At 42.1% G+C, this 13,100-nt stretch carries 13 protein-coding genes; 6 read left to right on the top strand and 7 right to left on the bottom strand.

What is annotated here, in order from left to right; all coding sequences use genetic code 11:
• Positions 1–43 precede the first annotated feature (43 nt).
• Positions 44–379: a hypothetical protein gene (locus GQR42_RS10480; RefSeq protein WP_158199928.1), complete on the top strand. Its 336-nt coding sequence runs from the start codon at positions 44–46 to the stop codon at positions 377–379.
• A gap of 94 nt (positions 380–473) precedes the next feature.
• Complete coding sequence (locus GQR42_RS10475; protein ID WP_158199927.1) at positions 474–2,027, top strand: FAD-dependent oxidoreductase; 1,554 nt, start codon at positions 474–476, stop codon at positions 2,025–2,027.
• Positions 2,028–2,095: 68 nt separating this feature from the next.
• Here GQR42_RS10475 and GQR42_RS10470 read toward each other — a convergent pair whose 3' ends face one another.
• Complete coding sequence (locus GQR42_RS10470) at positions 2,096–3,604, bottom strand: helicase C-terminal domain-containing protein (RefSeq protein ID WP_158199926.1); 1,509 nt, start codon at positions 3,602–3,604, stop codon at positions 2,096–2,098.
• A gap of 126 nt (positions 3,605–3,730) precedes the next feature.
• On the opposite strand from GQR42_RS10470, the gene GQR42_RS10465 reads away from it, so the two are divergent.
• Entirely contained in the window at positions 3,731–4,918 is a 1,188-nt protein-coding gene (locus GQR42_RS10465) for an RNA-guided endonuclease InsQ/TnpB family protein (protein WP_158199925.1), read from the top strand.
• 329 nt (positions 4,919–5,247) lie between these two features.
• Here GQR42_RS10465 and GQR42_RS10460 read toward each other — a convergent pair whose 3' ends face one another.
• Entirely contained in the window at positions 5,248–6,249 is a 1,002-nt protein-coding gene (locus GQR42_RS10460) for a DUF3344 domain-containing protein (RefSeq protein WP_158199924.1), read from the bottom strand.
• Between the two features lie 43 nt (positions 6,250–6,292).
• Complete coding sequence (locus GQR42_RS29490) at positions 6,293–6,427, bottom strand: hypothetical protein (protein WP_257792629.1); 135 nt, start codon at positions 6,425–6,427, stop codon at positions 6,293–6,295.
• Between the two features lie 88 nt (positions 6,428–6,515).
• Between GQR42_RS29490 and psb28 the strand changes: the two genes are divergently transcribed.
• Entirely contained in the window at positions 6,516–6,854 is a 339-nt protein-coding gene (gene psb28, locus GQR42_RS10455; RefSeq protein WP_158199923.1) for a photosystem II reaction center protein Psb28, read from the top strand.
• A gap of 64 nt (positions 6,855–6,918) precedes the next feature.
• Here psb28 and GQR42_RS10450 read toward each other — a convergent pair whose 3' ends face one another.
• The 4 genes from GQR42_RS10450 to GQR42_RS10435 are packed head-to-tail and all read right to left on the bottom strand — an operon-like array spanning position 6,919 to position 11,149.
• Complete coding sequence (locus tag GQR42_RS10450; RefSeq protein WP_158199922.1) at positions 6,919–7,437, bottom strand: FKBP-type peptidyl-prolyl cis-trans isomerase; 519 nt, start codon at positions 7,435–7,437, stop codon at positions 6,919–6,921.
• A 6-nt stretch (positions 7,438–7,443) separates the two neighbouring features.
• Positions 7,444–7,767 carry a phasin family protein gene (locus tag GQR42_RS10445; protein ID WP_002765298.1) on the bottom strand — a complete coding sequence of 108 codons (324 nt, stop codon included), beginning with the start codon at positions 7,765–7,767 and terminating at the stop codon, positions 7,444–7,446.
• A 14-nt stretch (positions 7,768–7,781) separates the two neighbouring features.
• Complete coding sequence (locus tag GQR42_RS10440) at positions 7,782–9,605, bottom strand: phosphodiester glycosidase family protein (RefSeq protein ID WP_158199921.1); 1,824 nt, start codon at positions 9,603–9,605, stop codon at positions 7,782–7,784.
• A 2-nt stretch (positions 9,606–9,607) separates the two neighbouring features.
• Positions 9,608–11,149 carry a bifunctional pantoate--beta-alanine ligase/(d)CMP kinase gene (locus GQR42_RS10435; RefSeq protein WP_158199920.1) on the bottom strand — a complete coding sequence of 514 codons (1,542 nt, stop codon included), beginning with the start codon at positions 11,147–11,149 and terminating at the stop codon, positions 9,608–9,610.
• Positions 11,150–11,436: 287 nt separating this feature from the next.
• Here GQR42_RS10435 and GQR42_RS10430 point away from each other — a divergent pair, with 287 nt between their 5' ends.
• Positions 11,437–11,742: a CU044_2847 family protein gene (locus tag GQR42_RS10430; protein WP_158199919.1), complete on the top strand. Its 306-nt coding sequence runs from the start codon at positions 11,437–11,439 to the stop codon at positions 11,740–11,742.
• A 9-nt stretch (positions 11,743–11,751) separates the two neighbouring features.
• Entirely contained in the window at positions 11,752–13,047 is a 1,296-nt protein-coding gene (locus GQR42_RS10425; RefSeq protein WP_158199918.1) for a S1 family peptidase, read from the top strand.
• The last annotated feature ends 53 nt before the right edge of the window (positions 13,048–13,100 follow it).

Below are 13,100 nucleotides of genomic sequence, written 5' to 3'. Positions count from 1 at the left end.
GGCTACCATAGAGGATATGGATAAATTGGCGAGGGAGTTAACAATGTTTGGCAAACCAGCGAAGGAACCGAACCCACCAGAGGTAAAAGACCTACAGGAAGTGATGTTTTCGATTAAGCAAAATCTCGAACCCGATCAGGATAAAACTGATATTAATCTTGTTGAGACTCCCCCGCCAGAGGTGGTTACTGTAGTTGAAAATATTAGTAAAATTCTCTCTCCCTATTTTATCGTTTTGGTGGGTTTATTCCTCTATGATCGGAATAGTTTTATCGGTTTTTTGTTAGTCTTTACGGGAGTTTTAACGATTTTTGGAGTTTCTCTCAAGGATATTAATAAACTCTTTGAAGCAGGGAAAAAGGTTTTCCAATCTAAATAGTTTTCTCCTCTGGATATGGTGATAACTGGTAACTGATAACTGATAACTGATAACTGATAACTGATAACTGATAACTGATAACTGATATAAGATTATGTCTTTAGTAGCATCTTTACTCGATCGAGTATCTCCTCAGAGTTTACAACAATTGCGAGCCAGCGATCGAACTTGGCAAGCTTTGCGTTTAGAAAATCCAGTTATTCCTACGGTAATTAATCAAAGTCAAGAATCTTTAGGAGAGACGGATTTTGATCTAGTGATTGCGGGGGGAACCCTGGGAATTTTTATCGGGGCTGCTTTGCAAACTAGGGGCTGGCGTGTGGCATTATTAGAAAGAGGTATTCTGCGCGGTCGTGAGCAGGAGTGGAATATTTCCCGTTTAGAATTAAGCAGTTTTTTAGAGTTAGATTTATTGACCGAAGCTGAATTAAATCAAGCAATAGCGACGGAATATAATCCTGGGAGGGTGGGATTCTATCAAGGTTATGAACTTTGGGTTAGAGATATTTTAAATATTGGTGTTGATCCAGTTTATTTGCTAGAGACTTTAAAAACTAAGTTTTTGCAAGCGGGAGGAAAGTTATTAGAAAATTCGGGGTTTAGCGGGGCGATTATTCATCCCGATGGAGTAATGGTTAAAACGGGAGAAGTAACTTTAAAAACCCGTTTATTAATCGATGCCATGGGTCATTTTTCGCCAATTGCAAAACAGGCAAGAAAAGGAGAAAAACCCGATGGAGTTTGTTTAGTGGTGGGTAGTTGCGGTCAGGGTTTTCCCAGTAATGAAACTGGTGATTTGATTTATTCTTTTACCCCAATCTTGCACCAATGTCAATACTTTTGGGAAGCATTTCCCGCTAGGAATGGTCGGACAACTTATTTATTTACCTATCTTGATACCCATCCTGATCGCTTTAGTTTAGAATTTCTGATGGAGGAGTATTTAAGATTACTGCCAGAGTATCAAAAGGTGGATTTAGAAGCGGTAAAATTTCAGCGTTTTCTAGCGGGTTTTTTCCCTGCCTATCGTCAAAGTCCTCTAAAAATGCCTTGGTCAAGAATTCTAGCAGTGGGAGATAGTAGCGGTAGTCAATCTCCGGTCAGTTTTGGTGGTTTTGGGGCAATGGTCAGACATTTAAAAAGGCTAACTTTCGGCATCGAGGAAGCTTTACAAATTGATGATTTAAGTCGAGAAGATTTAGCCCTTTTACAACCTTATCAACCGAATATATCGGTAACGTGGCTATTTCAAAAAACCATGAGTGTCCCGATGTCTGCTAACCCTAATCCCAATCAAATTAATGACTTAATGAGTGGAGTTTTTCGGGTAATGGACAAGTTGGGAGATGAGGTATTAAAACCGTTTTTACAGGATGTGGTGCAGTTTTCTTCCCTCTCAAAAACTTTGCCTTTGGTTAATCCTCAATTAGTTTTACCGATGATTCCGCAAGTGGGTATCAGTCCTTTTATTGATTGGACGGGACATTATTTTAATTTAGCTTTGTATAGTGGTTTATATCCCTTAGCAGCCACCTTACAACCTGTTTTAGAAAAGTTACCCGACAAGCAAAAATATCTTTATCATCGTTATTTGGATAGTTGGAAATATGGCTCTGGGGGAGATTTTATCAGTAAATCCGTTGAGTAACGCACAGAAAACGGGTTTCTCGGAGAAACCCGTTTTCTGCTGATTTAGTATGATAACTGATAACTGATTTAATCTTTATCTTGAAAAAATTGTTGATCGAGATAATTGACTTTAGCATAGGGTTCTAAAGCGGAGAGAATTTGTCGGCCATAACTGCGGGCATTGACACGATTATCGAGGACAGCCACACAACCTTGACACTCCCGGAGAGACTGGACAGATTTCTGAATTTCCCTCACTGCTGTGGGTAAAAGATAGGCACGAAACCAGTCGAGATGTTGTCGTTTGTAGTAAGCAATTTTGCCAGCAACGAGAGGATTTTCGGGGGATGGTAAGGGTAAAGTAGCGATAATTAATAAACTGGGAGTCGGAAATTTTTCTTGATGGGTTTGCCAGAATTGCCAACCACAAACGAGAATAGTATTACTATTAATCTCGGTTTTTTCCCCTTGCACTCGCGAACCGTAATCGGCTGCGATTTGGGTGGCAATTTGTGCCTTGAGGGGAACATCTTCAATCAGGATTACTATCGGTTGTTCACTGCTATGATTAGCACTAACTAATTCCCGCACTTGCTTTAATAGCATCGGTTGAAATTCGGGCGTATTGGGGGCGCTGATGCGATCGGGTAGATATAAATGAATATATTCACTTTCACGATCAGCTGCAAACTTTAGAGTTAAAATATCTCCGATACCCTGATTTTGACGGTATAAATTAGCGGATTTTTCGCTATCTAAAAAACTGCCGATTAAAACAAAGGGTTGCTGCTGCCAAATTGGTTTGAGAAAACTAGCCACCTCCAAAGGACTGATTTTTAGGGTAAATTCTTCTCGCTCTCGATCTACTGATGTCCAGAGGAGATAATTATGCTCGGGGATTTTTGCCGCTAAAAGTTGCCAAGCAGAATCAGCAGCTAAGTCTTGATCCAAGCGTTGCAGCAGGGCAATTATATATTCTTTTTCCTTGGCATCAATAAGATAGCAATTATAGGGATTAATTGGATGGCCAAGAATACTTTGGCTAAGTTGTGCTTTAATTAAGTCTATAAACTCTCTATGCTGGGGATATGCTGACCCTAAAGCGAACCATTGTTCGGGGGTAATGGTGACGGTGAGATAATCTACTAGACAAGTTTCTAAATCTTCGGCTCGATCGATTATCGTGGCGATATTCTGGGGAAAATGACCGAGATTGCCCAATTTATCCTCTAACCATTGTTGGGGTGTGGTGAGGAGTAAACCGGTAAAATTAGCCGGAAAGCGATCGCTTTTGAGGATATCTCGCTGAGTTTTTAACCATGCTTGCAGATGGGGGATTTCCACTTCTAACAGTAGGTTTACTTCTGACTCTGGGGCAACAATCAGAACAGGTGTATCACCTAAAAGAGCCGGGGTGAGATAACTGAGACAATAACGGGTGAGAGTAGTTCCAGTTTGTATGAGAGAGGAACGTTTTAAGCGTAAAGCTCTAGCCACCAGTCGCCCCATAGTGAGATGATGAGACCAGTAAAAGCGCCCTTGTTCGCGTAAAAAAGCGCGTAGGGAAGAATGAACCGCTGCTTCTAATAAAACCATCTCATCTCAGTTATTGGTTATCAGTGATCGATCATCGAAAATTTTGGGTCTGAAACCCCGTCGTTCTACGACGGCTTTACTGTTAAATATTAACACATTTACACGATATATGCTAGAATGTAAGACATGGAGAAAGCCTATTCTTACCGATTTTACCCCACACCCGAACAAGAGTCGCTATTGCGGCGCACTTTGGGCTGTGTAAGATTAGTTTACAATAAAGCTCTCCATCTCAGAACACAAGCAGGGTACGAAAAGCAAGAAAGAGTAGGATATGCTGAAACTTCTTCAATGCTAACTGATTGGAAAAAACAAGAAGAATTAGACTTTTTAAACGAAGTTAGCTGTGTACCTTTACAACAAGGGTTAAGACACCTACAAACAGCTTTCACTAACTTCTTTGCTGGTCGTACTAAGTATCCCAACTTTAAGAAAAAACATCAAGGAGGAAGTGCCGAATTTACCAAATCTGCTTTTAAGTTCAAAGACAAACAAATCTATTTAGCCAAATGCACAGAACCTTTACCTATTCGATGGTCAAGACAAATACCAGAAGCTTGTGAACCAAGCACAGTAACAGTCAGATTACATCCTTCTGGGCGTTGGCATATCTCAATAAGATTTGATGACCCAACAATTAAGCCATTACCAGTAACAGATAAAGCCATCGGAATTGACTTAGGAATTAGTAGCCTAGTAATTACCAGCGATGGTGACAAAGTGTCTAATCCTAAGCATTTTAAAAAGCATTATCAGAGACTGCGAAGAGCATCGAAAAGCCTTTCTCGAAAACAGAAAGGTTCAAAAAATCGGGAAAAAGCGAGAATCAAAGTAGCCAAAATTCACGCCCAAATTACTGATAGTAGAAAAGACCATTTACACAAGCTAACCACTCAATTAGTTCGTGAAAACCAAACGATTGTAGTTGAGAATTTAGCCGTCAAGAATCTGGTCAAAAACCCGAAATTATCTCAGGCAATATCTGACGTTAGTTGGGGAGAAATTACCCGACAATTAGCCTATAAATGCCGTTGGTATGGGAGAAATTACATCGAAGTAGATAGATGGTTTCCCAGTTCTAAGCGGTGTAGTAATTGTGGGTATATTGCTGAGAAAATGCCGTTAAATATTCGAGAATGGGATTGTCCAGACTGTGGGACACACCATGACCGAGATATTAACGCCAGTAAAAACATTTTGGCCGCAGGACTTGCGGTGTCAGTCTGTAGAGCGACCATAAGACCAGAACAGAGTAAATCTGTTAAGGCAGGTGCGGAACCCCGCAAGGGAAAGAAGCAGAAACCCAAATCGTGAGGTTTGGGAATCACCGTCCGTTTACGGCGGTGAGGATGTCAAAGCCTTGATTTTGTCACTGATTGCAGTCCGAGAGTCTCTTAGGGTGAATTTATTTATGCTAAATCCGTTGAGTATAGGCTACTTATGAGGACAGGCACTCATGCAAAAGGGGGAATGAATAATCAGTCTTTAATAAGCGGATTTAGTACTGTGCCATTTTTCAAGAGTAATGGCAGAGATGGTTAATTGCCCTCACCCCCAACCCCTCTCCCGTTCTGGGAGAGGGGAATAGGAGGCAAGAGGCACTCTTGCCTCATCTCAACAAGCAATTTGAATTCGCGGGCAGCTTAGGATTTTTTACCACGACGAGATAGTAAGGCACCGATGGCACCGATACCAAAAATACCCAGTGTCATCGATGGTTCGGGGATAGGAGCGGTAAATCCACTTGTGTTGATAAACAATGCGAAGACGTTATCATCAGCACTGGGGTTCTTTGTTGTGAATTCAACGAAAGTATCTCCAGACAAGATAAAGGGAGCGGAATTAGCACTGTTGCCGAGAGCGAGGTTATAGTATTCATCATCGATTCTCGGTCCATGAAGGGGAGAAGCGGATGGGTCGGGGTTAGCAGGGTCATCACCTATCCCCCCAACGGTTATTAGGGATCCGGCGTCCATGTCTGGTCCACCATCATCCTGTCCTCCTGCGCTAATGGTCAGTAGTCGATTGTTGGTCGAATTAGTGGTTACGTCAATTTCAGTTGCTTGCTCGCTGGGTTGAGCACTGTAACTAGCGGCGAGTGAAACCAGAAAATCTCCCCCACTGTATTTACTGGGAAAATCATACCTGATCCTGGATCCTGCGGTGGACAGTTCCCCGTCCAAAATAACCGAGGTAAAACCTTGGGTGGAAGAATTGCTATAAGCAACGACGAGAACTTCACCATCGTTATCTCCATTCTCAACGATACTAAAGTTTTGCAATCCTCCCGTAAAAGAAGAAGCGATGATATTGGTGACATCCCAAAGGGCAGTGGTAGCTAGGTTTTGATCGGGACTAAGAATAGTTGCTGAATCCAAGGGGAGTGGAGTCCCATTAAAAGTTACTCCGTAAACACTCATATTCCAGACGGAGGTGGCATAGAGATAAGCCTTCTTAATAGCAGAACCTAGGGGTATATTGGCCTGTAGGTTCCCACTGTTGGTAGTGCTGCCAAAGCCGTCAATAGAAAGAGCAGAGTTGGAAATGACTTCTCGTACTATCATACCAGCGGAAGCAGGGGCAATGTTTAGGCAAAGTCCAACGGTAATCCCCAGGGGGAGCAATAAATGAGTAAGTTTTTTCATGATGGGCAACCAACAATTTTTTTTTCAAATTATACAGTTTCTGCTAAGGATGAAGCATGACGGGATTTGGCATCATTTCTGGACGACCAGCTAATGTTCCAGCGTTCCGCAGTTCCGGCGTTCCCCGGAGACTTCGCACCTCACCATTAAGATAACTCCTGTAGTATTGACTTTTCAAGTTTATACTACCCCATCTGCTTTTTACTTGCGACTCGGTGTGAGATGATCTAGAAATGTGTATTTCATGACAAGGATAAAGAAAAGTAATGGCAGAAATTCAGTTTTCCAGGGGGTTAAAAGAACCGGTTGTTCCCGCTATCCGCTTAAGTCGCACTAAAACGGGAGAGAAAGGATCGGCAAAATTTTATTTTGAGCAACCGACTATCCTCGGAGATCAACAAACCGAGGAAATCACGGGGATGTATCTCATCGATGAGGAAGGGGAAATCGTCACCAGGGAAGTAAAAGGCAAATTCATCAACGGGAAACCCACAGCGATCGAAGCTACGGTTATTTTCAATTCTCCCGCAGAGTGGGATCGTTTTATGCGTTTTATGGAACGTTACGGTAGCGAAAACGGTCTAGAATTTACTAAATCCTCCTGATTAACCAGTAAAAAACCCGCATTCAGGATCGATGCGGGTAAAGGTAAGAAATCAGAGGAAAAAGCTATTTAACTTCCAACAATTCCACATCGAAAAGTAAAGTCGCGTTGGGAGGAATTACCCCACCAGCACCCCGCGCACCATAACCCAATTCTGGGGGGATAATTAAGGTACGCTGCCCACCGACTTTCATCGATGCCACTCCTTCATCCCATCCTTTGATCACTTGACCAACTCCAATGGTAAAGGTAAAAGGTTGATTGCGATCCTTGGAACTATCGAATTTTTTGCCGTCTGTGAGGGTTCCCGTGTAGTGAACAGTCACTTTTTGACCTTTTTGGGGACTTTCTCCAGTTCCTTCCACGATATCGATGTATTTTAGTCCCGAATCGGTGGTGACTGCTTGCTCTAAATCCATGGAGATGATTTCCTGATTAATAGTTTGAGTGATAGCGGGTGGATTGGTTTCTGCGGCGATCGCATTAGCTTTTTCCCCTCCACCAAAGAGGGAAGCAACGATTAAAAATAGGCCACAAATCGCAATAATAGCAAAACTGAGCAAGATTTCGCGCATTGATTTCATAGTTCCCTAACGCCAGAGTTTATTCTCTAAGTCTCTCACCTGTCGTTCTAATCTATCAATCCTTCCCCGCAGTTCGTCCATTTCCGATTGTCGGGGAACCCCTAAATCCTGCAAAATATGGCGAATATAGCGTTCTAAGTTATTCTCGAAGTTTCCCTGTTCGGACTTCATCTGTGTCATCAGATCATCGACAAAGTTTTTAGCCTGATCGGAATTGATTTTACCGTCTTTTACTAATTCGTCGCTCACTTCTTTGATCTTTTCTGCCACCATGGAAGTAGTGCCAATACCCATCAGCAGCAATTGTTTAATCCAGTCGCTATTATCCATTGTTTTCACACCTTTCAAGGAGACGGGGATAAAAATATTCCTATTCCATTATGGACTTTTGCGGCAGTAACGGCAGAGCGATCGAGTAGATAACCCCCCAAAGCTATCCCCGTGGAACTACCCCCATCTAGGTTTAAACCGTCCTTTGCCGCCATTAACAGCAAAATTCGGGCTAATTCGCCTAAAGTTGCCCCCCTTCCCCCGACGCGATTGTGGATAGCAACTAGCAAAATTTTTCCTTCTCGGCTAACTGCGATCGCACTCCGGGAAGCCTGTTGATTTTGGAATGCAGGACTAAATTTTTCGGCATTTCCGTCCAAAACTATGCGCCCATTCTGCAATAATAGGGGGCCAGCACCTAAAATCTGGGGATAATCAGCAAAATCTCTCGGTAGGGTGACGCTATCGAGGTTGACTCTCTCACCAATATTTAAATTAATCTCTGTCTTTCGGCAGATGACTAAATAACCATTTTCTGGTATGGCGATACTATCCTGTGGGAAAAGATTATTTAATTTCTCCGTTATGCGATCGCCTTGAACGACTAACCCGGTTTCGCGCTCGGTGAGGGGATGATAATTACTTCCCCAATCGCGAGTATAACGACTGCAGCCGGCTGTCAGGAAAGCACTATTTAACTGGGTTAGGGGAAAACGTTGTCCAGTGGCAGTAATGAGAGTTTCCTCTAAACTGAGGCGATCGATCCTGATCTGACCACGATTATCCCATGCGATCGCCCCTCGGTTTAAAATTGGTCCGGATAACCATTTGCCATCCACACGAATTGCCCCCAAAGGTAACTGATTATTACGATTAAAAAAGCCGCCATTAATCATCGCTACCGCATTACTTTCGCTATTAATCGTGATCAGGGGATTAGTGCCGCGCATTGAGGTGGAATTAGCGGTAATCGGTTTAATAGTTATCTGGGGATTTTTAGGATCGATTTCTAACCAAGTCACGGGAAACCAATCTTTGTCTAACTGGATATATTTTTGATTCCAGATTAACCCTGGTTGCCAAACAATGCGCTTTTCATCCATAGCATCGGGACGAGAATCAATAATAATTCGGGGAGGATTATCCACACTGCTGATCTGTAATCCGTAGGCAGTGGGAAGATTGATTTTTAAACGACTGATCACCCCATTATTTTCTAAGGCAGTGATCTGAGTGGGTAAGTTATTATTAGAGTTGCCTAGATCATCTTCATCGTTATTTTGGTTACTGTTGCTAATAGTTTGGGGTTGAAACTTAGAGATAAGCGATTGCTGGGCATTTCCTTCTAGGGTAATCACTGCTTCATTTTTTGCCTGACTAACTTGCCAAAAGGTCGGGCGATCGAGTTGAATAATAATCCTTTGTACTGCTCCATAATTTTCTAGCTGAATATCTTGAATCTGGGGAGCAGGAAAGTTAATAGTTAAACTATCGCCATTAATAGTGGTTGTTGCCACCATTTTTAGTAAAATATCCGTAACGTCTAGCCAGCGATCGGAATTGATCAAATTAGCTGATAAAGTTTGTAAATTAAACCAGTTGATCGGTTGCTTTTTCGGATCATTTGTGCTAAGAAAATCCATGCCGAATAATTGTCTTGCTCCCGTGTCACCCATGGCGATTCTGGTACTATTTGCTGTTGTCCACTGTCGCCAAGAAACGGGCAAAGAACGACCATTAAGAATAATTTTTTTTCCCTGTTGCTGGTTTGATAAATCCCGAGAAGCTAAAGTTATTGGTGATCTATGATCGGCTAAAGATATAGCTGGACTGCCAAGAATTATCAAGGAAGTTACCGTTAAACAGATAGATGAGAAAGTCAGGTAATTTAACTTCATAATTATCTCCCTAAATCACCTTGGTTAAGATAATAAAGAGCAATGATTTTTTCCGTGACTTCTGCAATACTGAGATGATCGCTATTAACTTCGATCGCATCTGTGGCTTTTCGCAGGGGTGCTAGGGAGCGATTACTATCCAAATAATCCCTTTTTTCAATCTCTTGGGTTAATTCTGCGAGACTAATACCCCCATTTCCCTGCGCTTCTAAGTCTTTCAATCTTCTTCTGGCTCTTTCTTCGGGTGTCGCTGTCAAGAAAATCTTTAATTCCGCTTCTGGGAAAACATTAGTACCAATATCCCGACCTTCCACAACTATTCCCCCTGACATTCCCATCTCTCTTTGCAGGGTGACTAACTGCTGTCGCACCGCTTTTTGAGCGGCAATTCTGGACACTTGCGCGGTAATTGCGGGAGAGCGAATCTCTAAAGTCACATCCTGCCCATTAATCTTCACTATAGTCACATTTTCGGGACTATCGGCCGGAATTATTGCTATCTTCGCTAAAGATAATAACTCGGCGATGGCCGCTTCTGCGGACAAATCCAGACCGGAATTGACCACTAACCATGTCACCGCGCGATACATCGCACCGGTATCGAGATAGGTTAACCCCAATTTTTCCGCTACTAAGCGCGTGACTGTGGATTTTCCCGCTCCAGCAGGCCCATCAATAGCGATAACTGGCCGACGTTGACGCAGGATAATATTATCAATTAAACGGGTTTGACCGATCAATCCGGCGATCGCTAACAAGCCATCTGTCTCGATCTGCTCGATCGGTTGTAAACTCTGGGGATGGACTAAATCCAGATACTGACAGCGAAATTCTGGTACTCTGTCGAGATTTTTTTGGACAATAGCCAGTAGTTTTTCCCTTTGTCTTTCCCCTAAACGAAAACTTTCGAGAGCTAATTGCAAACTTTGGGCGATAATTGTCGCTTTTTCCCTTTCTGTGGCCGATAGATACTGATTGCGAGAACTAACTGCTAATCCCGATGTTTCTCGCACTGTAGCACAAGAGCGAATCTCGATCGCTAAATTTAAATCCCTGACTAATTGCCGGATAATCGCTAACTGTTGGGCATCCTTTTCGCCAAAATAGGCGATCGTCGGTGCAATTATATTAAATAACCTGGTGACAATTGTGGCTACTCCCTGAAAATGCCCCGGACGAAAAGCACCACATAACCCGCTAGTCAGAGAAATCGGGGGAATAACTGCGGTTATCTCCTCAGAATCACCAATTCCTAAAGTTTCCGCACTAGGAGCAAAAATAGCAGCAACTCCCAAGGATGCACACAATTGGCGATCGCTGTCAAGGCTGCGGGGATAGCGAGAAAAATCCTCTGTGGGGCCAAATTGTAGAGGATTAACAAAAATACTGACCACAGTTACCTCTGCTTCGGCCACTGCGCGTCGAATTAGACTAGCATGACCTTTATGGAGCGCCCCCATGGTTGGCACAAGGGCAATACTGCGATCATGGCGATAATCAGCCAAAAAAGTACGTAAACCGGGGATTGTCGTGAATATTTGCACAGGTTTCACTCCTTTAATCGCCTATTCCACTACTATTCGCCATTGCTTCCGGGCAATCGGCTTTAAATAATAACATCCCATCGCCTCTTTCTGCCCAATAATTCCTTTTTGTCTCCAAATTCTATAGATTAATGGCAAAAAAGACTTGACAAAATCCCTCGATTTGACATATACTTTTTAGTATAATGGGAATCCGTGCCAAAATATATATAAGCCTTTTTAGTTCCCATATAAGTTTGTCCGAGAACCAATCGAGAAAACCATAAACGGGTCATTCGAGGAGCCTTATGCCAGAATCTAGATCTGAGATTATTTCAGTTAAAGTTAAAGAAAATGTCACCATGTTAGTGGAAGCGAGAAGTTTCGGTGGTGAACGGGAAGTATCCGATCAAATATTTGACTTTCAAAGTGTGGCTGATACAATTGAGGCAATTACCGAATCGATCGCTGCTACGATAAATAAAGTGCAACCCAAAAAGGCCACCGTAGAGTTTGGGGTAGAAGTCACGGTAAAATCCGGTAAACTAACCGCTTTAATTGTGGAAGGTGAAGGAAAGGGAAATTTAAAAATTACCCTGGAATGGGGAGGATAAATTGATTAAATGCTTACCCCGGAATCTCTACCCTCGCACACTGTCAGGTTAAAGTTAATCTATGGGTCAGGAACAGGCTTTTTTGTGGGACAAGGGTTAATTTTGACCTGTCTTCATGTGGTGAAAGATGCGCGGGATAATCACGAGACTATCGAGATAACTTGGCAAGGTCAAATTTCTAGTGCCAAAATTATCAACTTGCCGAATTTAGACGGGATCGATTTGGCTCTTTTACAATTAAACTCTCCTTTAGATCACAAATATATCGATTTTGATCAAGATTTACAATTAACAGATAAATTATACACTTTTGGCTATACCAATGATTATCCGAACGGTGATCCTAGCGACTTTGAGTATATAGGTTTAACCGGGGATGAAAACCCCCTAATCAAGTTTAAATTAGGGCAAGTACAACCCGGTTTTAGTGGTTCACCGCTTTTAAATTTACGCACGGGGAAAGTGTGCGGAGTGGTGAATAAAACCAGAGATGAGTACAGTAATTTGGGAGGAAGAGCGATTCCAGTTCAGACTATTTTTAAATATTTTCCGCAATTACAACCCCAAAAAAATGCGAATAATCCTTTTATACCCACTTCCGGAGGTATTAAAGAAATTCAGCAAATTTTTGGACGAGAACAAGAAATTAAAGATATTTTTGAGATTTTAAATTCCGGCAGTAGTGCAGCTATTATTGGGGAACGCGGTACAGGAAAAACCACGCTGCTTTGGGGACTTTACCATCAAGCAAGGGAGTATCTGCGTAGTCCTCGAAAACCCTTGTATCTGAACTTAGAAGGATTAGTAGGAGATAAGGATTTTTATTATGAATTATGTCATCAGATTGGTATAGCTGCAGATTATGATAAACCGCTCAAAGGAACTAGATTAACTAGGGAATTAGAAAAACATAAAATCCTGTTATTACTAGATGTGGTAGATAATATGACTCAAAAATATTTCAGCTATCAGCTTAGAAGTCAATTAAGAGAGTTGGCTAATCGTCCCGATCCACCTTTAAGATTAGTAGTAGCGGCTAATCGTCCCCTTAATGTTTTATTTCCTGATAACAAAGGAGGTGATTCACCTTTCGAGGGAATTTGTCTAGAATGTCCGGTTAGATTATGGAATCAAGCTAAAATTCAAGAGTTTATTAGTCATCGTCTAAGTCAAACAGGAGTGACTTTTACCGAGGAGGAAATAAATTATCTTGTTAGGCAAAGTCAAGGAAAGCCGCGAGAGGTAATGCAAAGTTGTTTTAAACTTTATCAAACCAAAATCAATAACTCAGCATCCCGAACTTAGGTTATAACTAAATAATAAGTTGATTTAATTTTGGGTTTGATACCCCCTGCCCC

Source organism: Microcystis aeruginosa FD4 (assembly GCF_009792235.1).
Classification (GTDB): domain Bacteria; phylum Cyanobacteriota; class Cyanobacteriia; order Cyanobacteriales; family Microcystaceae; genus Microcystis; species Microcystis viridis.
The sequence above is the reverse complement of the archived record's forward strand: the minus strand, read 5'-3'. Positions and strand labels throughout refer to the sequence as shown.